This window comes from Arthrobacter sp. NPDC056727 (assembly GCF_042790555.1).
GTDB lineage: Bacteria > Actinomycetota > Actinomycetes > Actinomycetales > Micrococcaceae > Arthrobacter.
The window spans coordinates 41357-66252 of record NZ_JBHTZA010000006.1 but is presented as its reverse complement, the minus strand read 5'-3'; the positions used below and the strand labels follow the sequence as shown (position 1 = coordinate 66252).

Annotated in this window: 20 protein-coding genes; 9 read left to right on the top strand and 11 right to left on the bottom strand. The window is 66.7% G+C overall.

The window, feature by feature from the left end:
* Positions 1–2: 2 nt before the first annotated feature.
* From ACFRAH_RS07895 to dinB, 5 genes are all read right to left on the bottom strand, one after another.
* Entirely contained in the window at positions 3–680 is a 678-nt protein-coding gene (locus ACFRAH_RS07895) for a hypothetical protein (RefSeq protein WP_377990354.1), read from the bottom strand.
* A complete protein-coding gene (gene rsmH, locus ACFRAH_RS07890; protein ID WP_377990353.1) occupies positions 677–1675 on the bottom strand; it encodes a 16S rRNA (cytosine(1402)-N(4))-methyltransferase RsmH in 999 nt (332 codons plus the stop codon). Before rsmH ends, ACFRAH_RS07895 begins: the two co-directional genes overlap by 4 nt.
* 173 nt (positions 1676–1848) lie before the next feature.
* A complete protein-coding gene (mraZ, locus tag ACFRAH_RS07885) occupies positions 1849–2277 on the bottom strand; it encodes a division/cell wall cluster transcriptional repressor MraZ (RefSeq protein WP_076798037.1) in 429 nt (142 codons plus the stop codon).
* A 449-nt stretch (positions 2278–2726) separates the two neighbouring features.
* A complete protein-coding gene (locus ACFRAH_RS07880) occupies positions 2727–3098 on the bottom strand; it encodes a DUF3040 domain-containing protein (protein ID WP_377990352.1) in 372 nt (123 codons plus the stop codon).
* 317 nt (positions 3099–3415) lie between these two features.
* Positions 3416–4642: a DNA polymerase IV gene (gene dinB, locus ACFRAH_RS07875; RefSeq protein WP_377990351.1), complete on the bottom strand. Its 1227-nt coding sequence runs from the start codon at positions 4640–4642 to the stop codon at positions 3416–3418.
* A gap of 75 nt (positions 4643–4717) precedes the next feature.
* Here dinB and ACFRAH_RS07870 point away from each other — a divergent pair, with 75 nt between their 5' ends.
* Entirely contained in the window at positions 4718–5263 is a 546-nt protein-coding gene (locus ACFRAH_RS07870) for a hypothetical protein (protein WP_377990350.1), read from the top strand.
* Positions 5260–6354 carry a polyprenyl synthetase family protein gene (locus tag ACFRAH_RS07865; protein ID WP_377990349.1) on the top strand — a complete coding sequence of 365 codons (1095 nt, stop codon included), beginning with the start codon at positions 5260–5262 and terminating at the stop codon, positions 6352–6354. The genes ACFRAH_RS07870 and ACFRAH_RS07865 overlap by 4 nt, the downstream gene beginning before the upstream one ends.
* A gap of 50 nt (positions 6355–6404) precedes the next feature.
* Here the strand turns inward: ACFRAH_RS07865 and ACFRAH_RS07860 are convergent, their stop codons facing one another.
* Positions 6405–6758, bottom strand: a complete 354-nt coding sequence (locus ACFRAH_RS07860; RefSeq protein WP_377990348.1) for an Rv2175c family DNA-binding protein — start codon at positions 6756–6758, stop codon at positions 6405–6407.
* A gap of 249 nt (positions 6759–7007) precedes the next feature.
* On the opposite strand from ACFRAH_RS07860, the gene ACFRAH_RS07855 reads away from it, so the two are divergent.
* Together ACFRAH_RS07855 and ACFRAH_RS07850 are read left to right on the top strand one after the other, a co-directional pair.
* Positions 7008–8324: a LysM peptidoglycan-binding domain-containing protein gene (locus tag ACFRAH_RS07855; RefSeq protein WP_377990347.1), complete on the top strand. Its 1317-nt coding sequence runs from the start codon at positions 7008–7010 to the stop codon at positions 8322–8324.
* Positions 8325–8437: 113 nt separating this feature from the next.
* Positions 8438–10681, top strand: coding sequence for a PASTA domain-containing protein (locus ACFRAH_RS07850; RefSeq protein ID WP_377990346.1), 2244 nt, complete (start codon positions 8438–8440; stop codon positions 10679–10681).
* Between the two features lie 70 nt (positions 10682–10751).
* Here ACFRAH_RS07850 and ACFRAH_RS07845 read toward each other — a convergent pair whose 3' ends face one another.
* On the bottom strand, positions 10752–12143 hold the full coding sequence (locus tag ACFRAH_RS07845; RefSeq protein WP_377990345.1) for a class II 3-deoxy-7-phosphoheptulonate synthase: 1392 nt from the start codon (positions 12141–12143) through the stop codon (positions 10752–10754).
* A gap of 91 nt (positions 12144–12234) precedes the next feature.
* Positions 12235–13008: a lysophospholipid acyltransferase family protein gene (locus tag ACFRAH_RS07840; RefSeq protein ID WP_377990344.1), complete on the bottom strand. Its 774-nt coding sequence runs from the start codon at positions 13006–13008 to the stop codon at positions 12235–12237.
* Positions 13009–13118: 110 nt separating this feature from the next.
* Between ACFRAH_RS07840 and ACFRAH_RS07835 the strand changes: the two genes are divergently transcribed.
* Genes ACFRAH_RS07835 through ACFRAH_RS07825 form a run of 3 tightly spaced genes read left to right on the top strand, consistent with a single transcriptional unit; the run spans position 13119 to position 15407 of the window.
* On the top strand, positions 13119–13907 hold the full coding sequence (locus tag ACFRAH_RS07835) for an alpha/beta hydrolase (RefSeq protein ID WP_377990343.1): 789 nt from the start codon (positions 13119–13121) through the stop codon (positions 13905–13907).
* Entirely contained in the window at positions 13904–14716 is an 813-nt protein-coding gene (locus ACFRAH_RS07830) for an alpha/beta hydrolase (protein ID WP_377990342.1), read from the top strand. The genes ACFRAH_RS07835 and ACFRAH_RS07830 overlap by 4 nt, the downstream gene beginning before the upstream one ends.
* On the top strand, positions 14709–15407 hold the full coding sequence (locus tag ACFRAH_RS07825) for a hypothetical protein (protein ID WP_377990341.1): 699 nt from the start codon (positions 14709–14711) through the stop codon (positions 15405–15407). The genes ACFRAH_RS07830 and ACFRAH_RS07825 overlap by 8 nt, the downstream gene beginning before the upstream one ends.
* Positions 15408–15464: 57 nt before the next feature.
* On the opposite strand, the gene ACFRAH_RS07820 is transcribed toward ACFRAH_RS07825, so the two are convergent.
* On the bottom strand, positions 15465–16625 hold the full coding sequence (locus tag ACFRAH_RS07820) for an ROK family glucokinase (protein WP_377990340.1): 1161 nt from the start codon (positions 16623–16625) through the stop codon (positions 15465–15467).
* Between the two features lie 192 nt (positions 16626–16817).
* On the opposite strand from ACFRAH_RS07820, the gene ACFRAH_RS07815 reads away from it, so the two are divergent.
* Positions 16818–18638 (top strand): AMP-dependent synthetase/ligase, encoded by a 1821-nt coding sequence (locus tag ACFRAH_RS07815; protein WP_377990339.1) that lies wholly within the window; start codon positions 16818–16820, stop codon positions 18636–18638.
* Between the two features lie 83 nt (positions 18639–18721).
* Here the strand turns inward: ACFRAH_RS07815 and ACFRAH_RS07810 are convergent, their stop codons facing one another.
* Together ACFRAH_RS07810 and ACFRAH_RS07805 are read right to left on the bottom strand one after the other, a co-directional pair.
* Positions 18722–20116 carry a hypothetical protein gene (locus ACFRAH_RS07810; protein WP_377990338.1) on the bottom strand — a complete coding sequence of 465 codons (1395 nt, stop codon included), beginning with the start codon at positions 20114–20116 and terminating at the stop codon, positions 18722–18724.
* A 195-nt stretch (positions 20117–20311) separates the two neighbouring features.
* A complete protein-coding gene (locus ACFRAH_RS07805) occupies positions 20312–23707 on the bottom strand; it encodes a pyruvate carboxylase (RefSeq protein ID WP_377990337.1) in 3396 nt (1131 codons plus the stop codon).
* 343 nt (positions 23708–24050) lie between these two features.
* Here ACFRAH_RS07805 and ACFRAH_RS07800 point away from each other — a divergent pair, with 343 nt between their 5' ends.
* Positions 24051–24872, top strand: a complete 822-nt coding sequence (locus tag ACFRAH_RS07800) for a ParA family protein (protein WP_377990336.1) — start codon at positions 24051–24053, stop codon at positions 24870–24872.
* Positions 24873–24896 lie beyond the last annotated feature (24 nt).

The following is a 24896-nucleotide window of genomic DNA, read 5'->3' as shown; positions in this document are numbered from 1 at the left end:
CCTTACTGCCCCGGCGTCCTTTGATCCGGTGCCGGAATGGTCCCCCCGTTCAGGGCTGCCGGCTTGGCGGCAGCCGCCGGTTCGGCCGGCTTCGCCTCCGCCGGGGTGCCGGCGTCCGGCTTGGCAGCTGCCGTTTCACCGGCGGCGGGCGCCCTGCTTGCCAGCGGCTCACCCGAGCTGGCGGGCGGGACCACATTCAGCTGGCCCGGGACAGCGGGAGCAGCGATCACTGCTCCTGCCGAGTCTGCCTTTGCCGCCGGCTTGGCATCCCCGCTGACGGTCAGCGTGGAAAGATCGATCTGTCCCTTGCCGGTGGATGCAACCATTCCCAATTGTGCGGCCTTGGCTGCCAGATTCTGGGGAGCCTCGAAGTTTTGCACCTGCTGTGTCAGGTCCTGGTTCTGCTTGGTCAGCGCCGTCTGCTCGGCACGGAGCTTGACCAGCTGGTACTGCGCTGTGGACACCGAGATGTTGAGCACCAGCACTGCGATCAGTGCCGCGGCCAGCATCCCGAAGCAGAGAACAACAAAGGGCGCGCGGCGCTTCCTCGGTGCGGACCGGACCAGGGAGAGCGGGGTGCGCGCCTTGCGGGCCGAATCCGGGAGTCCGGCCTGTTCGCCCATCCCCTGGACGCTCGGGCCGGACGGAAGGGCGAGGTTCTTGGCAGCTGAGGTGCTCATGTTGCTCTCCTGGCTCTGATGCGTTCCACTGCGCGCAGCCGGGCGGATGCTGCACGCGAATTCTCTGCGATCTCGACGGCGGTAGGCACCTCGGTGCCTTTGGTCAGGGTTTTGAGTTCGGCCTTGTGTTCTTCCAGCTCCACCGGGAAGCCGAGTGGGGCTGACGATTTGGAGCGGGCCTGGAAGACGCCCTTGACGATCTTGTCTTCCAGGGAGTGGTAGGACATCACGACGATCCGGCCGCCAAGCGCCAGTGCGTCCACCGCTGCCGGAACCGCACGCTCAAGGACGTCGAGTTCCTCGTTGACTTCGATGCGCAGTGCTTGGAAGGTGCGTTTGGCCGGATGACCGCCCGACTTGGCCGCGGCGGCCGGAACCACCGCCCGGATCTGTTCGACGAGCTCCCCTGTGGTGGTGAACGGCTTTGCTGCCCGGGCATTGACGATCCTGTTGGCGATGCGCCCGGCGAACTTTTCCTCACCCCACTTGCGGATGATCCTGACCAGCTCTTCTTCGCTGTAATTGTTAACGACGTCCGCCGCCGTCTGGCCGCGGCTGGTGTCCATCCGCATGTCCAGGGGTGCGTCGAACGAATAGGCGAAACCGCGTTCGCGCTCGTCAAGCTGGAGGGACGAGACCCCGAGGTCCATCAGGATGCCGTGGACCTCGGCAATGCCAAGGTCCTCAAGCACCTCGGCGATTTCGTCGTACACGGCGTGGACCAGGTCCGTCCGGGCTGCGAAAGGCTCGAGCCGCTCCCCGGCCAGCGCCAGGGCTTCTTCGTCGCGGTCGATCCCCACGAGGTGCAGGTCGGGGAAGCGCTGGAGCATGGCTTCGGAGTGTCCGCCCATGCCGAGCGTGGCGTCGATGACGACCGGCGTCTCACCGCGCAGGCGCGCTGCCTCGAATCCGGGCGCCAAAAGATTGATGCACCGGTCCTTCAGGACCGGTACATGGCGTTCGGACGTGGGCTTCGGCTGGTCGGGTTCTGTCACGCCTTCGTCCTTCCTTGAGCGCTCGGGAATCTCTTAGCCCGGTAGTTTCTTGGGCCAGATCCCCATCCGCGCCTATCCCGGTGGCTGCCTGGCTCCGGGGAAGTGAGCCAGGTTGCCGGAAGGATGGGCGGCTGGAGATCTCGTCCAAGAAACGGATCCGGATTCGGGCCGGCCTAAAGGATGCCGGCGATGGGGTTGTCGGTTTCAGAGAAGGAGGTTTCCTTCTCTGCCAGGTACGCATTCCAGGCTTGGGCGTCCCAGATCTCCGCACGGGTGCCGGCCCCAATGACGGCCAACTCCCTGCCAAGCCCTGCGTACTCCCGGAGCGCGGGAGGTATGGTCACGCGCCCCTGCTTGTCAGGCACCTCGTCCGAGGCTCCAGAGAGAAAAACCCGGATGTAGTCACGAGCCTGCTTATTGGAGATCGGAGCCTCCCGTATCTGCTCGTGCACCCTCGCGAATTCCTGCTCGCTGAAGACGTAGATGCAGCGCTCCTGGCCTCGCGTGAGAACAAGTCCGCCGGCAAGCTCCTCACGGAACTTGGCGGGAAGAATGATCCTGCCCTTTTCGTCAAGACGCGGCGAGTGTGTCCCAAGGAACACGTCCCACCGCCCGTCTGCCGTCAGAAGCCGAACAACCCCCGCGCTGCCACTACCCTCTTACGCGCTCCACTTTACTCCACTTCTCCCCACAGTCAACGCGACGCGGCTATTTCTCTGCTGCTTGGACAAACAATTTTCCGCGGAATGGCGGTGATTTTCGGCGGGGGTGGAAAGTGGAGGGAAAGTGCCCGGCCCTGTCAGGCGCGGTCGCAGCGGCAGGCCCCGGCGGCCGGGGTCGGCGCCCACCCGCCAAGGCACCCGCTTGCGGCCTGAATCCCCGGGTCAGGCGGCATACATCCAGGAGTTAAGCGGCCTGGATCCGGGGGTTAAAGCGGAATGACCCGCCGCAGCGGGTCATTCCTGGCTTATTGGCACCAGCCCTGGGACGGCCTGGTGGTGCGAAGTGGAGGGTGGTGCAGGCGCGGTGGTGGTGGGAAGTGGAGCGGTACTCAGGACTCCCCGCGGCGCCTTTCATCCCATCGTTCTTCGAGGCTGTTCATGAAGGAGCTTTTGCCCTTCGATTTACGGCCATGCCCGCCGCCCTTTGCTTTGCCGGCCGCAACGCTGCGCATCGTGGCAAAGTAAACTCCGGCACCCATGACGACGAAGCCGAGGACCCCTACGAAGATGTTCTGAAGGGAGACCCCAACAAGGAGGAGCAGCACCCCGGCCAGGGTGGCCAGTACGCCAATCACGATGTGCCGGGTGGACCAGCTGCGGCCGGGATCCGAGCCCATGGAATTGGCGAACTTGGGATCGTCCTCATGCAGTTGCTTCTCGAGTTGCTCGAGCAGCTTCTGTTCGTGCTCCGAGAGCGGCATCACGACCTCCTTAAGTAGGCCAACGTCCAGACAGGCCGGAACCGGTTATTCCTGCCTCGTCAACGACCGGCATGCTCTCCAGGTTCCCGGCCTGCCAGCGTTGGCAGATTCAGGAATTCAAGCATACTGACGCGGCGGGTCAGGTGATCCACACATGTCCAGACGTTCAAAATCTTTGTATCTATAAGGATAGTTTGTTGGGGCCTGTTCTGAAAGACGCTGTTCACGGTCAGCAATACTGCCTGGGGCCTTGAACTGACAACGATCCAAGCCCTGGAATACGATTTCCCGGATCCTCCGGTGTCGCCGGAATCACGTCAGGGGCTGCCGCTTCCCGGCTCAAGCAGCCGTGCCGGCAGCACGGACTTGCTGCCGAATTTCTCCGCCACCTTGTCCAGGGCCTGTTCAGCGGCCCGCCAGTTGTCATCGCGCCTGTCCAGGCTGAGCTGGAGGGAGGTCTGGGCCGCCGTTTCCAGCTGCTCCGCACGGACACCCACCAGCCGGACCGTCAGGGGCCGGCTCCCCAGCGACTCCAGCAGCTGGATGGCCACGGCATAGATGAGCTGCGCGCTGTCCAGCGGCGTGTGGACCGTGCGGCTTCGCGTGACGGTGGAGAAGTCGGCGTACCGCAGCTTGAGGGCCACGGTCCTGGCCACCAACCCGGAAGCGCGCAGCCGCCCGGCAGTGCGGTGGGACAGCCGCAACAGTTCGCGGTGCAGCAGGGCGTCGTCTGCGGTATCCGAGGCGAATGTCTCCTCCGCTCCGATGCTTTTCTCAACCCGCACCGGGGTGACCGTCCGGCTGTCGACGCCCCAGGAAAGCCGGTGGACGTGTTCGCCTGTGGCGCCCAGCACCTTCTTGAGCGAGGAGACCGGCGTAGCGGCGACGTCAGCCACGGTACGGATTCCCATCCGGGCCAGCACTTCCGCCGTCTTGCCGCCGACTCCCCACAGCGCATTGACCGGGAGGCTGTGAAGATACGGCACGGTTTGTTCCGGCCTTATGAGCAGCAGGCCATCCGGCTTGCAGCGGGTGGAAGCGATCTTGGCCACAAACTTGCTGGCCGCGATCCCCACAGACGCTGTGATGCCCAGTTCGCTGGCGACCCTCCGCCTGATCAGCTGACCGATGTCCAGCGGCGGACCGAGCCTGCGGATCGCCCCTCCGACGTCAAGGAACGCCTCATCAACACTCAGCGGTTCGACGAGCTCCGTGATGGATTCGAAAATGGCCATCAGCTGGCCGGACACTTCGTAGTAGAGCTTGTGCTTCGGCTCGATGATGGTGGCCTGCGGACACAGCCGGTAGGCCACGGCCATGGGCATCGCCGATTTGACGCCAAACTTGCGTGCTTCGTAGGAAGCTGACAGCACTACGGAGCGCTCCGCGGGAAAGCCAACGATGACTGGCCTGCCACGGAGCTCGGGCCGGGAGCGCAGTTCCACCGAGACAAAAAACGCGTCCATGTCGACGTGCAGGATGCTCGCCCGCCGAAGGTCGCGAAGCCGCGCTTCCGCCTGCTCTCTCTCCTCGTCCGGCCCCACATCTGCAATCCTATGCCCTGCACCTGACTAAACTGGAGGCTGAATCCGGCATCAACACCCAGGAGGACCGCACCTGTGAAGGTCATTGGAACGCTCATGCCTGCCCGCTTCGGGCTGCTCGCCGTTGGAGTCGCCGTGATGGCGTCGGCGTGTACGGCACAGGCGCCCGGTTCCGCAACACCCGCGGCAACGGCATCGGCCTCCCCCACTGCCGCGGACACAGCAACCGCCACGGCGTCAGCGACGGCGACGGCCAGCCCCAGCGCAACGCCTGGCACCTCGGCCACCGTGGGAGCACTCGTCGCCGGATTCCCGGCCAAGCTGCTTCCGGTCATGCCCGGGGCCAAGGTGGTGGCCAGCAGCTTCGACAAGTCAACGTCCCCGGCCACCGCAGCGCTGGTGGGCTCAACCTCCGCCAAGCCGGCCGCCGTCGTCGCCTATTACACCAAAGCCCTGGAAGCACAGGGCTTCAAGGCTGTTCCCGGCAACGCCGTGGGCAGCGTGGCGTCAAAGGACTTTGTGCGGGCGGGAAACGAGACGGTCAACATCGCGGTCCCCCAAACCGGCGGGGTTTCCACCTTCACCATCGGTGCCAACGTGACGCCCGAGTCCGTCAAGTGATGGTGGCCGAGCAGCTTCGGGTGGAGCAGGCGGACTTCGTGGCCGCCGTAGCGGGAAAGCTCACAGACTTTCTGACAACCCGGCAGTCGATCATGACCGCCATTTCGCCGGACATCGATCCCATCATGGGATCGATCTCCAACCTGGTCACGGGCGGGAAGCGGCTTCGTGCCCTCATGTGCTACTGGGGGTGGCGCGGCGCAGGCGGCCCTGCCTCAGCGGAGGACATCATCACCGCGGGCGCTGCCCTTGAGCTGTTCCAGGCTGCAGCCCTGATCCATGACGACATCATCGACCGGTCGGATACCCGCCGGGGCGGACCCAGCGTGCACCGCCGGTTCAGTCAGCTCCACGAGTCCCAGGGCTGGGCGCTCGACAGCGAACGTTTCGGCCACGCCGCAGCCATTCTGGCGGGTGACCTCTGCCTGTCCTTCAGCGAGGAAGCTTTCACGGACATCGGCGAAACGGCCGCCTCCGGCAGCAGGGCGAGGCTGATCTTCAACCTGATGCGTTCGGAGGTCATGGCCGGGCAGTACCTGGACATCCTCGAAGAGGTGGCGGGCCCGGTCCGGGACCGCGCGGGGGCCGTCAGCCGCGCCCAGTCGATCATCCGATTCAAATCGGCCAAGTACTCGACGGAACATCCGCTCGCCCTGGGCGGGGCGCTTGGCGGGGCGTCCGACGACCTGCTCCGGGGCTACTCCGCCTTCGCGCTTCCCCTGGGTGAGGCGTTTCAGCTTCGCGACGACGTACTCGGCGTTTTCGGGGACCCGGTGACCACCGGCAAGCCTGCAGGAGACGACCTCCGTGAGGGAAAGCGGACCGTGCTCGTGGCCTTTGCCTTGGACCTGGCCACGCCCGAGGAATCAGCGTTCATCGACTCAAGGCTCGGCAGCCCCGACCTGGGCGAAGAGGACGTGGCCGAGATCCGCCGTATCATCGCGGACTGCGGTGCGCTGCAGGCCACGGAAGTGCTGATCGAGGAATTCGGCGAGGCTGCGTACGCAGCCCTCGAACTGCTGCCCCTGGAAGACCTCCCCAAGACCGCCTTGCGGCGTCTGGCTGAGGCGACGGTGAGCCGGGCCGCCTGATCGGCCGGCCCGGCCCGCTTACCAGCTGGTTTTAATGCCGCGCTGGCGTATTACCAGGCGAGCAGCTGCGCCCGGCGGCGGATTTCGGTCTTGCGCCCTTCACGGAGGGCGTCGATGGGCCGCCCGCGCAGCGACTCATCAGGGGTGAAAAGCCAGCCGATGAGCTCTTCGTCGGAGAAGCCGGCATCTGCCAGGACCGCGATTGTGCCCTTGAGGCTTTCCACTACATGGCCGTCCTGGAAGAAAGCCGCGGGCACCGAGCGGATCCGGCGCTCCCCGATCCGCAGTGCTGCCAGCGCGCGCTCGTCAAGGAGCCCGTGGACTCTGGTAATGGACACATCAAGCAGCTGGGCGACATCGGGCAGGGGCAGCCAGTCGCCTACAAGGGTTTCAACAGTACTCACGGGACAAGGTTGCCACGGCGGGCGCCCGCAAGCCTAGTCGAAACGGCGTACGCCTGCCCCCGCGGCATTTTCGCGCGCGACACTCCCAGCCGGACGGATTTCCCGGCTGGGACCCGATTCTTGTGCTAACCGGAAAATCGTGAGAGATTCACATAGATAACATTCGCAACACGATTAACTTCAGTAACATTGGTACCACGAGCAACTGGCATGACCGACAGCATTCGCCGCTGAGAAGAGGACTTTCCCATGACGACGACCCGCTCCACCAAGCAGTCACCCCGGCCGGGCCTGCCCTTGATCGCGGCCACGACGGCCACGCTCCCTGCCGTCATGCTTTCCTCCCTGGCGGTCGCGCAGCCCGCAGCGGCCGAGGCCCGCCCCGCAACAGTCCCTGCGACACTCGCCGCCGCCATCGAGGCCCAGGCAGCTGCAGCCAAGGCCGGCATCATTCCCGCAGCGGCCGTGCCTGCAACGCTCCCCGCCGGTCTTCAAGCCACCCGCGTGACCCCGACAGCCCACACTGTGGTCCGCGGGGAAACGGTCAGCGGCATCGCCCACCGGTATGGCCTGAGCACCTCTTCAGTGCTCAAGCTCAACCACCTGAAGACCAATTCCGTCATCTACCCGGGACAGCGCATCAAGCTGAAGGCCGCGGCGGCTCCGTCCCGGACCGCTGCGGCGCCGGCCAGCACCGCGGCCCGGACGTACACGGTCAAATCCGGTGAGACGCTGGGCGGCATTGCCAACCGGCACGGCGTCAGGCTCTCGCAAATACTTAGCTGGAACGGGCTCAAGGTGACATCGATCATCTACCCGGGCCAGAAGATCCGGCTCGGTGCCGGCACGGCCGTTGCTGCAGCCCCGGCCACGGCGGCGGCGCCGGCTGCCACCCGCTCAGCCTCCTACGTCATCAAGTCCGGGGACACGCTGTCCGGCATCGCGGCCAGGCACGGCGTGAAGCTCTCGGACATCCTGTCCGCGAACCGGCTCAAGGTCACCAGCATCATCTACCCCGGCCAGAAGCTCGCCATTCCCGGCAAGGCCAGCGCCGTCCAGCCGGCATCAAGCGTCACACCGCTGGTGCCCAGCTCCTTCCTCGGCTACACCTACCCGGCAGCCGTCGTCAGCTCGGCCAATAAGAACAAGGCCCTGCTCAACGCCTCACCGGTTCCCTCGCTCGCGCAGATGCAGTCCATCGTGGCCGACACCGCACGGCGGATGGGGGTGGATCCCGCGCTGGCACAAGCCTTCGCCTACCAGGAGTCCGGGTTCAACCAGCGGGCCGTGTCGCCGGCCAACGCCATCGGCACCATGCAGGTCATCCCCTCCTCCGGCGAATGGGCGTCCGACCTCGTGGGCCGGAAGCTGAACCTGCTGGATCCGTACGACAATGCCACCGCCGGCATCGCCATCATCCGCCAGCTGATCCGGACCAGCAAGAACCTGGACTACGCAATCGCCGGCTACTACCAGGGCCAGTACTCGGTCAACAAGCACGGCATGTACACCGACACCAAGCACTACGTCGCAGCCATCAAGGCTCACCGCAAGAACTTCAGCTGACGTCCCCGGCTGGCCCCGGGGCCGGGACACCCCAGGCTCCGGGAGCATAACGATACGGGTCCGGATCGCACGTTGATTCGGACCCGTTTCCGTGCAGCACTTAGTATCGAAGGGTGCAGGAAAACGCTTTAGGCAGTCTCGTCGGGTCGCTCGTGGACAACCGCTACCAGGTGAAGTCCCGGTTGGCGCGGGGCGGTATGTCCACCGTCTATGTGGCCACGGACCAGAGGCTGGACCGTGATGTTGCCCTGAAGGTCCTGCATCCCCACCTGGTCAACGACGGCAACTTCCTCGACCGCCTGGCGCGAGAAGCACGGGCCGCCGCGAAGCTCTCCCACCCGCACGTGGTGGGCGTCCTCGACCAAGGTCACGACGGCGACACCGCCTACCTGGTGATGGAGTACATCAAGGGCCACACCCTCCGCGACGTCATCAGCAGCAAGGGCGCGTTGTCCCCAAGGCTTGCCCTTGCCCTCATCGACCCGGTGGTGGAGGGCCTCGGGGCAGCCCACGCCGCCGGCATGATCCACCGCGACGTCAAGCCGGAGAACGTTTTGATTGCCGACGACGGGCGGATCAAGATCGGCGACTTCGGCCTCGCCCGCGCCGTGACCACCACAACCAGCACAGGTGCACTGATCGGCACCGTCGCGTACCTCTCGCCGGAGCTGGTCCTGGGCAAGCCGGCCGACGCACGAAGCGACATCTACTCCACGGGCATCATGCTGTTCGAGATGCTCACGGGGCGCCAGCCGTTCGACGGCGACGTTCCCATCCAGGTGGCCTACCAGCACGTGAATTCCACTGTGGGTCCTCCTTCGGGGCTGGTTCCCGGCCTCGCGGGGGATGTGGACGAACTCGTGCAGTGGTGCACCGCCAGCGACCCCGAGCAGCGGCCCGTGGACGGCAACGCGCTGTTGGCGGAACTCCGTCATATCCGCACCAACCTCACCGACCCCGAACTGGATCTGCAGCCCCCTGCAGCCGTCGCGGCGGCAGTAGCGGCCGGCGGGGCCACCACGGTCCCCCACCCCGGCCTCGCACCCCGCGGGGCAGGCGCACCCCCGGCCCCGACCCGGATGCCTGGGCACCTGCCGCAAAGCCCGTCTGTTCCGGGAACTGCGCCTGTCCAGGGAGGCGAGGGAAACCACACGGAGCTGTTGGCCCCCATTCACGGCGATGATGCCCAGCGTGGCCGCCCCACCGAAGTCATTTCCCGCGCCAGCAACCCCACCACTGTGTTTGCCACCCCCGTATCTTCAACTCCGGCCCCGTCAAGTCCCGCCTCGTCGCCCGCCGCCTCTTCAACTCCCCGGCCGGTCCTCCCGTCGTACGGATTCGACGACGACGACACCGATGATGGCCCGCTCCCCCTCAGCAAACGCGAACAGCGGAAACTGGACCGCCACGAGGAAAAGGCACGCTCGCGCGCCGCTGCTACGCCCGTCCGTACGCTCCGGGAGGGGAACCCCCGTCGCAGGGGTGCGCTGTGGATCGTGATCCTGGTGATCCTCGCCCTCCTCGCCACTGGGGCGGGCTGGTTCTTCGGCATGGGGCCCGGATCCCCCGGGACTGTGCCGGCCGTGGCCAACAGGACTGTGGCGGAGGCCCAGCAGCTGCTCCGGGACGCCGGCTTCGAGTCCAGCACCAAGGACGTCTTCGATGACGACGTCAGGGCCGGCCTCGTGGTGGGGTCCGAGCCGGGCGCCGGAACGGAAATCCGCAAGTTCCAGCAGGTGTCGCTGTTTGTATCCAAGGGCCCGCAGCTGTTTCCCCTGCCGCAGCTGACCGGCAGGACGCTGGATGCGTCCAAGGAAGCGCTCAACGGTGCCGGAATGGCGCTTGGCAAGGTCACGGAGAAGTTCGACGAGGAAGTGCCCGCCGGAACGGTGCTGAGCCAGGCCCCGGCGTCGGGAACTCCCGTGCGCCATGGGACACCGGTCAGCCTCACAGTCTCGAAGGGCCCGCAGCCCATCCCGGTCCCCGATGTGCGCGGACAGGGCCAGGACGAAGCGTTCCGTGCCATCGAAGCAGCCGGACTCAAGGCCGTGGTGGCCGACGAAACGGTCCACGACAGCAATGTTCCCAAGGGCGCAGTAGTCCGCCAGGAGCCTGCCTCAGGAACCCTCACGAAGGGGCAGACCGTCACCCTGACAATTTCCGAGGGGCCCAAGCTCGTCAAGGTGCCCAACTACATCGGCAAGCAGGCCCGGGAGGCCCGCGAAGCCTTGGAGAAGCGCGGCTTCGAGGTCCGCGTCAACGAAGTCCTCGGCGGCTTCTTCGGGACGGTCCGGGACCAGGACCCGGTGGACACAGAGGTTCCTGAGGGCTCCGTCATCACCCTCACCGTGGTGTAGCTACAGCAGATAAAAGACCGGCGCCGGGGAGTCCCAGCGCCGGTCTTTTGTCTGTTCTGTTGGAAGCTGATCAGCGGCGGGTGAGCGCGCCCGCCACGAGGAACGCCATCTCCAGCGACTGCATGTGGTTCAGCCGGGGATCGCAGACCGACTCGTAACGGTCGAGGAATGCCTCCTGGTCGATGGGATCAGCGCCGCCGAGGCATTCGGCCACGTCATCCCCGGTCATCTCGACGTGGAGGCCGCCCGGAACCGTCCCCAAGGCATGGTGCACTTCGAAGAACCCGCGCACCTCGTCAATGACGTCGTCGAAATTCCGGGTCTTGTAGCCGTTGGGCGAGGTGACCGTGTTGCCGTGCATCGGATCCGTGACCCACAGGACCTGGGCGCCGGAAGCGGTCACCTTCTCCACGAGGGACGGGAGCTTCTCGCGGATGTTGCCGGCACCCATGCGGGTGATGAACGTGAGCCGGCCGGGCTCGCGCTCGGGATCCAGCTTGTCGATGAGGCGCAGCGCGTCGTCGCCGGAGGTGGACGGGCCCAGCTTGACGCCGATCGGGTTGCGGACGCGGGACAGGAAGTCCACGTGGGCGTGGTCCAGCTCGCGGGTACGCTCGCCGATCCACAGGAAGTGGCCGGAGGTGCTGTAGGGCAGCCCGGTGCGGGAGTCGATGCGGGTCAGCGCACGTTCGTAGTCGAGCAGCAGCGCCTCGTGGCTCGCGAAGAACTCAACCCGCTTGAGGGCCTCGAAGTCGGCTCCGCAGGATGCCATGAACTTGATGGCGCGGTCGATGTCGCGCGCGAGCGACTCGTAGCGGGCATGTGCCGGGTTCTCCGTGAAGCCCTTGTTCCAGGTGTGCACCAGGCGGAGGTCCGCGAAGCCGCCCTGGGTGAACGCCCGGATGAGGTTCAGCGTGGAAGCGGAGGTGTGGTAGGCCCGGAGCATACGGCTCGCGTCATGGCCGCGCGATTCAGGGGTGAAGTCGTACCCGTTCACAATGTCGCCCCGGTATGCCGGCAGCGTCACGCCATCCCGGGTCTCGTCGTTCGAGGAGCGCGGCTTGGCGAACTGGCCGGCCATGCGCCCCATCTTGATGACGGGCATCGCCGCACCATAGGTCAGGACCACTGCCATCTGCAGGATCGTCTTCACACGCGCGCTGATCTTGTCCGCCGTGGCGCCTTCGAAGGTCTCGGCGCAGTCACCGCCCTGGAGCAGGAAGGCCTTGCCCTGGGCCGCCGCAGCGAGACGCTCGCGCAGGATGTCCACCTCGCCCGCGAAAACGAGCGGGGGGAGCGCCGACAGCTCCTTGACGGAGGCGTTGAAGACCCCGGAGTCCTGCCAGCTCGGCTGCTGGGAGATGGGAAGGTCCCGCCAGTTGTCGAGTCCCGGATAATTGGCCGCACCGCTCTGTGAAGTGCTGGTCAGGGAAGAGGCAGGTTTTGCAGATAGCTCAGTCACACTACTAAGAGTAAATGGCGGGAGCGGCTTCGGGACACCCGGACTGTCATGCACCCGCCCAGAGCGTCACAGATATCAGCACCACCGGCACCTATGCCGAACGGGACGAACCGGGCTCCCCCGGTTCGTCCCGCGGTTCGTCGCCCCGCTGTTCGCGGCCCTGTTCGCCGTCCTGGGCTTCGGCCTTGCCCGCGAGCCTGAGCTTGACCACCGACGCGTACTCGTCCACGTATTCCTGACCGGAAAGCCGCATGAGTTCGTACATGATCTCGTCTGTCACGGACCGCTGGATCAGCCGGTCATCGGCCATGCCCTGGTACCTGCTGAAGTCCAGCGGTTTGCCGAAGATCATGCCGATGCGGCGGATGTTCGGCAGCCGCTGGCCGATGGGCTGGACCTTGTCCGTTCCGATCATTGCCACCGGAATGACGGGGACGCCGGCCTGGAGCGCCAGCCGGGCCACCCCCACCTTCCCGCGGTAAAGCCGCGAGTCGGGGCTGCGGGTACCCTCGGGGTAGATTCCCAGCAGTCCGCCGTGCGTCAGCACGTCCATGCCCGCCTCGAGCGAGGCCGCCGAGGCCGCCCCGCCGGAACGGTCCATGGGAAGCTGATTGGTCAGCCGGAAGAACATTGCGGTCAATCTGCCCTTGAGCCCGGTGCCGGTAAAGTACTCCGACTTCGCCAGGAAGATGACAGGCCGCGGCACCATCAGCGGCATGAAAATCGAGTCCGAAAATGAGAGGTGGTTGGAGGCAATGATGGCCGCGCCCTCGGACGGAATGTTGTCCAGCCCCTTGACCCACGGCCGGAAGAGGGTGCGGACCACCGGCCCCAGGAAGATCCGCTTCATGACCCAATAGAACACGTGCCTTACCTCTCCGGAGGGCTACCGCCGGGGCGTTTCAGGGGCCCGGCGGGACTGCAATGCAACCCTACTCTAGTGAGAATTGTCCGGAACAGTGACACGATGGTGTCATGACAGAAGGCAGCGACCGCACACGGCCCGCCGCTTTCAGCTACGCGGGACACGGGGCCAATGCGCGGATCGGAATCGCGATTTCCCATGGCTTCACGGGCAGCCCCCTCAGCATCCTCCCGTGGGCCGAATTCCTGGCCGCGCGCGGCTTCGCCGTCACCGTTCCGCTGCTCCCCGGGCACGGGACGAGCTGGCAGGAACTTGCGCGGACAGGGTGGCGGGAATGGCACGGCGCCTTCGAAGCGGCCTATCTGGACTTGGCGGCCAGGACGGACGAATGCTACGTGGCCGGCCTCTCTATGGGCGGTGCCATCGCCCTGCTCACCGCATCCCGCCACAGCGTGGCGGGTGCCGCCGTCGTCAATCCCGGCCTGAGCTTTTACGACCGGCGCGTCCGGATCATCGGCCTGCTGAAGTACATCCAAAAGACCACCGTGCCCATGGCCGAGGAAAATCCGACGGCGCCCCATACGGACGACGGCGACTACTCCCTTACGCCGCTGGCGGCGGTCCACCAGTTGAAGAGGCTGTTCGCTGCCGCGGCCCGCGGCCTGCCGCGGATCACCGCCCCGGTGCTCGTTTTCAAGTCGGTCAACGATGCCGTGGTGCCCCCGAGCTCGCTCGGCATTATCCGGAAGCGCCTGCGCGCGGCCGCCCTTGAGGTTGTGCTGCTCAGGAACAGCGGCCACGTGGCTACGCTGGACGCGGACGCCCAGGAAATTTTCGAGTCCTCGGCCCGGTTTTTCCAGCTGCACTCCCGTAGCCACATACCGTCGGAGAAGTCATGACCACAGTTCCCGATCACAGCCCGTTCAGCAGCGCCTTCTCCGGTGAGGGCCCGTCCATCGGCATCGCCCTCTCGCACGGGTTCACGGGCAGTCCGCACAGCCTGCGTTCGTGGGCACAGTCCTTTGCCGAGGCCGGCTTTGCCGTCCGGATGCCGCTGCTGCCGGGCCACGGCACCACCTGGCAGGAGCTTTCCCGCAGCCGCTGGCCGCAGTGGCATGACGCGATGGACGCTGCTTACCTGGAGCTCGATGCCGAGTGTGACCTTGTCTTCGCCGCCGGTCTGTCCATGGGCGGGGCCCTGGCGCTGCGCCTCGCCGCGACCAGACCGGTCGCCGGAGCCATTGTGGTCAACCCCGGCCTTGTCATCGACGACCGTCGCGCGCCGCTGGCCGGCATCCTCAAGCTGGTCCTCAAGAGCACGCCGGCCATAGCCAATGACATCCGGAAGCCTGGCGTCGACGAGGGAGCCTATTCACGGACACCTGTGGCAGCCGCCCACGAGCTGAATAAGATGTTCAAGGACACCGTCCGGCTGCTGCCACGTATCACAGCGCCGGTGCGGGTGTTCCGCTCCACCGTGGACCATGTTGTGTCCGATTCCAGCATCACGGCCCTGCGGCACGGGCTCACCCACGCCCCGCTGCAGCTCACGCGGCTCGACAACAGCTACCACGTGGCCACGCTGGACCACGATGCCGACCAGATCTTCAGCGGCTCGGTGGACTTCATCCGTTCCGTCGTGGCAGATATCCGCCAGGGATCCACCGACTCCGCGACAGCCAGCCAGAAGGGCACGACCGATGAATAGGCCCGATTCGAATTCGTCCGATCCGAGTGCAAACCAGGACGACGCCGTCTGGCTCGACCTCGTGGCCAGGCTCCAGGGCGACACCCCGGCTCCGGACGCAGACGTCGTCCAGGGTGAGCCCGGACCCTCCGCCACTGGGACTCCGCCCCATTCCGGCGGTCCCCGGCACAGCACTGCGGCCGGCGACGATGCAGGCTCTGCACTGGCAGGACAGACTGATCAGGCGGGAGACACGGACAAGCGCCCTGGTGCGGAAAATGCGGCAAAACACTTCACCGATTTCGACCCCCTTGGCCTGGCGCCCCGGGCTCCGCGGGAGTTGTCAGCTGCCGAGCGGCAGCAGGCTGCAGAACAGGCGAAAGCCGCCGGGCGCGGGAAGGCCGACCGCTCCGGAGGGACCGACGTCCCTTCCGGCACCGCGGATCCGCGCGATTATGCCGTTGAGGACGACGACGGCGAGTTCGTCCCTGAGGAACCCCCCAAGCTTTCGGCCACGGACCCGCTGACGATGCTCGCGTGGCTGGGCGCCGTGGGCGCTCCGGTTGCCCTGGTGCTGTCCTCGATGTTCTGGCGCTCCGCGCCGCTGCTGGCCATCCTCGGCATGGTGGCCATCTTCATCGCCGCTGTTGTGTACCTGATCATGAAGCTGCCGCAGGAGAAGGACGAGAACGACGACGGCGCCCGGGTCTGACACTTCCGCCAGCTCTGTAGCCAGTCAGCGGAATTCGGCTGCTGACCCGCGAAAAGATTAGCGGTGCGTCCGGCTGCTGACCCGGGACAGGTCAGCAGCGCCGATGAGGCCGGCATTCGGCCCAAGGGCGGCCAGGTCGATTTCGGCGGCAGGACGGAATCCGCGGCCGGTGAGGTTGCGGGCGAAGGCCTTGCGGGCCGGAGCCACCAGCAGCTCCCCTGCCGCACACAGGCCGCCGCCGATCACGAACTTCCCGGGATCAAGGGCGGCTGCCAGGTTCGCCAGCCCCAACCCGAGCCAGTCCCCGACGTCCTCGAGGAGCTCACGGGAGGCGGCGTCGCCGGCGATGGCCAGTTCCGTCACCGTGGCTCCGGTGATGCGCTCGGCGCTTCCGTCCACGGCCTTGAGGAGTTCCTGGGCCACCGGAGAGTTCGCCAGGGCCAGTTCCCGGGCCTCCCGGCCAAGGGCGTTGCCCGAGGCGTACTGCTCCCAGCAGCCGCGGTTGCCGCACTCACACCGGTGGCCGCCCGGCATGATGATCTGGTGGCCGAACTCCCCGGCCACGCCGAACCTGCCGCGCTCAACGCGCCCGTCCATCACCATGGCGCCGCCGATGCCGGTCCCGAGCGTAATGCAGACCAGCCGGTCCTGCCCCTGCCCGGCACCAAAACGCCACTCGGCCCAGGCCGCCGCATCGGCGTCATTGACCAGCATGACGGGGCGGCGCAGCAGGTGCTGCAGATTTTCCCGCAGCGGTTCGTTCCGCCAGGCGAGGTGCGGGCTGAACAGCACCGTGCCGCCGTCGAGATCCATCCAGCCGGCGGCGCCGATGCCCACCGAGCGGATCCGGGTGCCGGCGCTCAGTTCCTCAACGAGTTCCACGATGACGCGCTCCACGGCTCGCGGGTCGCTGCCCGGCGTGGACCGGCGCGCCTCGCGCAGGATGTTTCCTTCTGCATCCACCACGCCGGCGGCAACCTTGGTGCCGCCAATGTCGATGCCAATGGCAAGACCCCGCCGGCCCGGCCGCAGCTGCTGCCGGAACAGGCGGTGGCCGGCCAGCTGTCCTCCTCCTCCTGCCAGGCCGTGTCCAGGTACCGGGCGGCGGGAGATTTTGTGCTGCGACGCCGCGCGCCAGGACGCCCAGCCGCCGGGCTCCCCATTCCAGCGGCTGGAACGGGACGGGGGCGGCTGCTCGGCGGGCAAAGAGGGCTGCATAGTCCCCCATTCTAGGTGCCACCAGGGAACGTCTCCGCAGGTGCGACAGGTAACGACATCCCCTGCCCGCTGGCGCCGGACGCCCCTCCGCCGTAAAGTTACCGACGGGTAACCTGGATCTGCCGGCCCCCGGCACGGGACGTACTAAGGTTAGGACTACCCGCTGCGGCAACGGATATCAAAGGAGCTAACGTGCGCGAATTCAGCGTTCCGCCCCTGGCGAACGTACCCCTGGACAGCAACATCACGGACCTTGTGCTGCGCCAGGCAGCAGAGGCATCCGACCCTGCCCTGTTTTCGCGCCTCGACTCCGCCGGCCAGTGGCAGGACATCCGGGCCAAGGAGTTCGTGGCCGACGTGTCCGCGCTAGCCAAGGGCCTTATCGCCAGCGGCATCGGCGCCGGCGACCGGGTGGGCATCATGTCCCGGACCCGTTACGAATGGGCACTCATCGACTTCGCCATCTGGTTCGCAGGTGGCGTTTCTGTTCCCATCTACGAAACGTCCTCACCCTCCCAGGTCGCCTGGAACCTGGGTGATTCCGGCGCCGTCGCCGCTTTCGGGGAATCGGACCACCACGAAAACATCATCAGGCAGGCAGCAGCCTCCGAGGGGCTCGCCGCCCTGCAGCACGTGTGGCAGCTCGACGGTAACGGGCTCGACGCCGTGCGCGCGGCCGGCACCGCCGTCAGCGACGCCGAGCTGGAAGCCCGCAGGCGCTCCGCCGGGCTCCGCGACCTCGCCACCATCATCTACACCTCGGGCACCACCGGCCGGCCCAAGGGCTGCGAGCTGACCCACGGCAACTTCGTGGAGCTGTCCGAGAACGCCCTGGCCACTTCGCTGAAGCAAGTGGTCAATGAGCAGTCCCGGACCATCATGTTCCTCCCGCTGGCACATGTGTTTGCACGCTTCATTTCCGTCCTGGCCGTGGCCGCCGGCGTCACCGTGGCGCACACCCCGGACATAAAGAACTTGCTGGCCGATCTGCAGAGCTACAAGCCGACGTTCATCCTTGCTGTTCCGCGGGTGTTCGAAAAGGTCTACAACTCTGCCCTGACCAAGGCCGAAGACGGCGGCAAGGGCGCAATCTTCCACAAGGCCGCCGAGACCGCGATCGCATACTCCCGTGCGAGGCAGGATGGCGGCGTCGGCCTGGGCCTGAAGATCAAGCACGCGGTCTTCGACAAGCTCGTCTACGGCAAGCTGCGCGCCGCCATGGGCGGGGAGGTGGCCCACGCGGTATCCGGCGGCGGCCCGCTGGGCGAGCGTCTGGGCCACTTCTTCCAGGGCATCGGCCTGCAGATCCTCGAGGGCTACGGCCTCACCGAGACCACCGCGCCCGTCAGCGTCAACACACCGGAGCGGATCAAGATCGGCACGGTCGGCGCACCGATTCCGGGCAACAGCGTCCGGATTGCCGGTGACGGCGAGATCCTCGTCAAGGGCACCTGCGTCATGCGGGGGTACTACAAGCGCCCCGACCTGACGGAGGAGTCGTTCGTTGACGGCTGGTTCCGCACCGGGGACATCGGCCAGCTCGATGAGCACGGCTACCTGCTGATCACCGGCCGGAAGAAGGAAATCATTGTCACCGCCGGCGGCAAGAACGTGGTTCCCGCGCTGCTTGAGGACCAGATCCGCGCCGATGCGCTGGTGTCACAGGTACTCGTTGTGGGTGACAACCGCCCGTTCATCGGGGCCCTGGTGACCCTCGATGAGGAAGCCCTCCCGGGCTGGCTGCAGCGCCACGGCCTGCCGGCGGACACGCCCCTGAATGACGCTGCCGGGCACGCCGAGGTGAAGGCCGCCGTGCAGGAGCTCATCAACCAGGCCAACCAGTCGGTGTCCCAGGCCGAAGCCATCAAGTCCTTCCGGATCGTGCCAAGCGACTTCACCGAAGCCTCCGGCCACCTGACCCCGTCCATGAAGGTCAAGCGCGCCCAGGTCATGAAGGACTTCGAATCGGTGATCGACGAAATGTACAAATCGCCGAAGCCCACCCGCGCCTGAGGTTTGGAGTTTTTGTCCACTTCTCGCGACTTCCGGGGCCTTCAGAGGCCAATAAGTGGACAAAAACTCCCGACGGCGGGGGCCTAGGCCTGCTGCAGCTCGTCCACCACCAGCGCGGCCAGCTCCACGGCGGCCGCGCGGGTTGCCGGCTTCAGCTGGCCCAGGCGGATCCGCGAGCCTTCGGCCAGGTGGCGGTCATGCGGGATCCGCACCACGTTTTTCACCCGGGACAGGAAGTGCTCTTCGATTTCGTCGATGTTGACCAGGGTCCGGTTGCCTGCGGCCATGTTGATGACCACGGTGGCTTTGGCGACCAGATCCTGGCGGCCGTGGGCCTCAAGCCAGGAAAGGGTTTCGGACGCCAGCCGGGCCTCATCCACACTGCCGCCCGAGACGAGCACCACCGCGTCGGCTTTTTCCAGCGTGCCCTTCATGACGGAGTGGACCATGCCCGTACCTGAGTCGGTGAGCACAATCGAGTAGTACCGGCCCAGGATGTCGGTGACTGCGCGGTAGTCGGCGTCGTCAAAGGCGTGCGCCACGGTGGGGTCGGTGTCCGAGGCCAGCACATCGAGACGCGAACCGTCCCGCGCGGTGTAGTTGGAAAGCTGGGCGAAGGAGTTCACAGTGAACCTGTCCTTCACCAGCTGGCGGGCCGTGAAGTCAGCCCTGCCCGGTGAGCGGTCCGAGAGCGTGCCGCGGTCCGGATTCGCATCCATGGCGATGACCCGGTCCTCACGCAGCTCCGCCAGCACCATGCCCAGCAGCGTGGTGACGGTGGTTTTGCCCACCCCGCCCTTGCGTGAGAGCACGGGCACATACCTGGTCCGCTCCCCCAGCCGCGTGGCGATGCGGTGCTCCATGGCCCGCTGGATCCGGACCTGGTCCGAATCGCCCAGGTTCACGTAGCCCAGGGTTGCCTGGTACAGCCAGCGGCGCCAGCCTGACACCGGAGCGGCTGCGGCCCTGGTCAGGAGGCGGTCGGCGGTCAGGGCGGAAGCCGGCTCCGGCCCCTCGGGCCGCTCGCGCCGGCCGGGGAGGTCCTTGACGTCTTCACCCGGAACCGGTTCGGCAGCAGCAGCTGTGTCCGGGGCTATGTCGACGGCGGCTGTGCCAGCAGCCTCTGTGTCCGCGCCTGCTGGCTCTGTGCCCGGGGCGCTGACGCTGCCAGGGCCCGCGGTCACGACGGGAATGGCCGCAGTTGCCGGTGCCTGCTGCACCCATTCCTGCTGCACCGTGCCGCCGACTGCCGGAAGCGATCCGGCCGACGTGCGGTCCTGGGCGTCGGAAACAGTAACCACACTGATCTCCCCTGCCGCTGCGGCGTCAGCTGCCGGCGCCACGCCGGAGGCGTCCGACGCAGACACCGCACCGGGACTGGTCCCGGATTCCCCCGCAGCGTTGGCGGCGCTGCCTTTGGAGAATGACGGGGCCCGGTCGGGGCGCGGCCCGGGCTTGGGCGTATTGGTCTGCGTCATGGCTTCCGCTCTGTTTTGTCCTGGCAGGCGGTCGGGTTCCGGCTGCCGGAGTGGGTCGGAAATGGCTGTGGGGGCGGCTTGGCGCCGTCCCCACAACCTTTTTCTGTTTTCCACCCTACCTGCAGGGCGGCCTCTGGCCGCCCTGCAAGCTGTTCAGGCGGTCATTCAGTCGACCGTCAAACCACTGACCGGCGCCTATTCGACGACGATCAGCAAGTCACCGCCCTGTACCTGTTCCACAGCGGAAATGGCCAGACGCGTCACCTTGCCGCCTACCGGCGTCGTGATGGATGCCTCCATCTTCATGGCCTCGATGGTGGCAACGGTGTCGCCCGCGTTAACGGTGTCGCCGGGCTTGACGGTGACGGTCACGGCCCCGGCGAAGGGAGCGGCGACGTGGCCCGGCACGGCCGGGTCCGCCTTCTCGGCCGTCTTCACGTTGCTGACCACGGACTTGTCGCGCACCGAGACCGGACGGGACTGCCCGTTGAGCGTGCACATGACCGTGCGCATGCCCTTCTCGTCAGGCTCCGAGACAGCTTCGAGCGACGCGATGAGGCGCACGCCCTTTTCGAGCTGGATTACGTGCTCCTCGCCGCGCTGCAGGCCGTAAAGGTAGTCGCGGGTGTCCAGGACCGAAACGTTGCCGTACGTCTCCCGGCTCTTGAGGTAGTCCTTGGTGGGCCCGGCGAACAGCAGCCGGTTCAGCGTCTGCTGGCGGGTCTTCGAGTCGCCGCGGAGCGCTGCGCTGTCCTCGGCGCTCAGCTCGGCGTCGCGCACCTTGATGCTGCGGCCCTGGAGGGCCTTGGTGCGGAACGGCTCAGGCCAGCCTCCCGGAGGATCGCCCAGCTCACCGGACAGGAACCCGATGACGGAGTCGGGGATGTCGTAGTTCTGCGGGTTCTCGTTGAAGTCGGCAGGGTCTGCGTTCAGCCCCACGAGGTGCAGGGCGAGGTCGCCCACCACCTTCGACGACGGGGTCACCTTGACCAGGTGGCCCAGGATCCGGTCCGCAGCCGTGTACATGTCCTCGATCGCCTCGAAGCGCTCACCGAGCCCAAGCGCGATGGCCTGCTGCCGGAGGTTGGACAGCTGCCCGCCCGGGATTTCGTGCTGGTAGACCCGGCCGGTGGGACCCGGCAGGCCGGACTCGAAGGGGGCGTAAACCCTGCGCACGGCTTCCCAGTACGGCTCGAGTGAGCTGACCTCTGCCAGGCCGAGCCCGGTGTCGCGTTCCGTGTGGGCCAGGGCGGCGACCAGGGCCGACGCCGACGGCTGGCTGGTGGTGCCCGCCAGGGATGCCGAGGCGACGTCCACGGCGTCGACGCCTGCATCGACGGCCGCGAGCAGCGTGGCGAGCTGGCCGCCTGCGGTGTCGTGGGTGTGCAGGTGGACCGGGAGGTCGAACCGCTCCCGCAGCGCGGAGACGAGCTTCGCCGCGGCTGCCGGACGCAGCAGCCCTGCCATGTCCTTAATGGCGAGGATGTGGGCGCCCGCCTCGACGATCCTGTCCGCCAGGCCCAGGTAGTAGTCCAGCGTGTAGAGCTTCTCGTTGGGGTCCAGCATGTCGCCCGTGTAGCACAGTGCCACCTCGGCGACGGCGGTGCCGGTGGCCCGGACAGCGCGGATGGCCGGGGCCATCTGGCTGACGTCGTTCAGCGCGTCGAAGATGCGGAAGATGTCGATGCCCGTGGCTGCTGCCTCGTTAACGAAGGCCTCGGTCACTTCCTCGGGGTACGGGGTGTAGCCCACGGTGTTCCGGCCGCGGAGCAGCATCTGCAGGCAGACGTTCGGCAGCGCCTTGCGCAGTGCGGCCAGACGGTCCCAGGGGTCCTCGCCGAGGAACCGCAGGGCGACGTCGTAGGTGGCGCCGCCCCAGGCCTCAACCGACAGCAGTTCCGGCAGGAGGGTGGAGACCGCGGGCGCGGCGGCCAGCAGGTCCCTGGTGCGGACACGGGTGGCCAGCAGGGACTGGTGGGCGTCGCGGAAGGTGGTGTCCGTGACGGCGACGGCCTTCTGCTCGCGCAGCGCCTTGGCGAAGCCTTCCGGTCCGAGTTCCAGCAGCCGCTGGCGGGATCCGGGGCGTACCTCGGCGCCGGCGACGGCCGGGAGCTTGTCCGCGGGGTCGGTGCGGACCGGAAGTTCGCCGTTCGGCTTGTTCACCGTGACCTCGGCGAGCCACGTCAGCAGCTTGGTGCCGCGGTCCGCGGAGACGCGCGCCTTCAGCAGTTCGGGCCGTTCGTCGATGAAGGACGTGGCCACGTTACCCGCGATGAAGTCGGCGTCGTCAAGGACGGCCTGCAGGAAGGAGATGTTGGTGGAGACGCCGCGGATACGGAATTCCGCCAGCGCCCGGCGCGCCCGGGCAACGGCGGCGGGGTAGTCCCGGCCGCGGCAGGTGAGCTTCACCAGCATGGAGTCGAAGTGCGGGCTGATCTCGGCACCCGAGTAAACGGTGCCGCCGTCGAGCCTTACGCCGGCACCGCCGGCGGAACGGTAACCGGTGATCTTTCCGACGTCGGGCCGGAAACCGTTGGCCGGATCCTCGGTGGTGATGCGGCTCTGCAGCGCGGCGCCCTTGAGGAAGACGGTCTCCTGGGACAGCCCCAGGTCGGCGAGGGTCTCGCCGGCGGCGATGCGCATCTGCGCCTGGACGAGGTCGACGTCGGTGACCTCTTCGGTGACGGTGTGCTCCACCTGGATGCGGGGGTTCATTTCGATGAAGACGTGCTGGCCGGCGCGTTCGCCCACGGTGTCCACGAGGAACTCAACCGTGCCCGCGTTGACGTAGTTCAGGGCCTTGGCGAACTTCACGGCGTCCCGGTACAGGGCCTGGCGGATGCCTTCGTCCAGGTTGGGGGCCGGGGCAATCTCGATGACCTTCTGGTGGCGGCGCTGGATGGAACAGTCGCGCTCGAAGAGGTGCATGACGTTGCCCTCGGCGTCGGCCAGGATCTGGACCTCGATGTGGCGCGGGCGCAGCACGGCCTGCTCGAGGAACATGGTGGGGTCACCGAAGGCGGCGTCGGCTTCGCGCATGGCGGACTGCAGCGCCTCCGGCAGTGCCTCGCGGGTGTCCACGCGGCGCATGCCGCGCCCGCCGCCGCCTGCCACGGCCTTGGCGAAGATGGGGAAACCGATCTCATCCGCAGCGGCGAGAAGCTCGTCAAGGTCCTTCGACGGCGCGCTCGACTTCAGCACGGGAACGCCGGCCTTGCGGGCAGCCTCCAGCGCGGCCACCTTGTTGCCGGCGAGTTCCAGGACCTCCGCGGGCGGACCCACGAACGTGATGCCTGCAGCCTTGGCGGCACGCGCCAGGTCCGGGTTTTCGGAGAGGAAGCCGTAACCGGGGTAGATGGCGTCCGCACCGGACTCCTTGGCAACACGGACCACCTCGTCGACGTCCAGGTAGGCGCGTACGGGGTGTCCCTCTTCGCCAATCAGATACGCCTCGTCGGCCTTCTGGCGGTGGATCGAGTTACGGTCCTCGTTGGGGAACACGGCGACTGTCTTGGCGCCCAGTTCGTAGCCGGCACGGAAAGCACGGATTGCGATTTCTCCGCGGTTGGCCACCAGAATCTTGGAAAACATACTTCTCCTGCATCATTGCGGGTGGATCGGTGAGTGGTCACAGTGTGTAAGACGGGCTGGACGAAACACAAATCAGTGTGTCCACCATCACAGAATTATCCGTCATCTGCGGGCCATATTCACTGCCCTGCCGAAACTGCTGTCGATTTGGGCCACTTTTGCTGCTGCAGAAGAACGACGCCGGAACGGCCGGACGGAAGGCATGCCCGGATCCGGATAAAAAGGGATTCGGGCCGAGGTCAACATATGATGTTGAGGGCGGCGGAAGCCTGCCCCTGTTCCTGCAGCACCGGAACAGAACGTACCCCAACACGGCAACCGGCGTTAGGTATTGGTTTATCAAGTGCAAGTAGTCAGCATCAGCAGCCTCAAGGGCGGTGTCGGCAAGACATCCGTGACAACCGGACTGGCGTCTGCGGCACTGGCCGCAGGCATCCCAACCCTCGTGGTGGATCTCGATCCCCATGCCGACGCCACCACAGCGCTCGGGGTGCAGCCCAGCGACAGGCTGGACATCGGCAGGATGCTGAAGAATCCGCGCAAAGCCAAGATCGCAGACAACGTGGTGCCCAGCGGCTGGATCAGCCGGGCGGCCTCCAACGGTTCCGGTCCAGCGGTGCTGGACGTCGCCGTCGGCTCCGCCTACACCGGAATTTACGACCGCCCCGACCTCGGCAAGCGCGACCTGCGCAGGCTGTCCGCGGTACTCGCCGGCGCAGATGCGTACGAACTCATCCTGGTGGACTGCCCGCCGTCCCTGAACGGGCTCACCCGCATGGCCTGGTCCGCAAGCAACAAAGTGGCCCTGGTGGCCGAGCCCGGCCTCTTCTCCGTGGCCGGAACCGAACGCACCATGCGGGCCATCCAGCTGTTCCGGCAGGAATTCGCACCCAACCTTTCCCCCGCCGGCATCGTGGCCAACCGCGTGCGCTCCGGCTCCTCCGAGCACGCTTTCCGGCTGGCCGAAATGCAGGCCATGTTCGGGGACCTGCTGCTGGCCCCGCACATCCCGGAGCAGGCCAACTGGCAGCAGATCCAGGGCGCGGCGCATTCCGTCCACCACTGGCCCGGCGACTCCGCCAAAACCGCGGCCGGACTCTACGACACACTGCTGGGAAACCTGATGGCCACCAACAAGACCAGCCGCAGCCGGAGCGCCCGCTAGCCTCTGAACCTGATAGACGGCGCC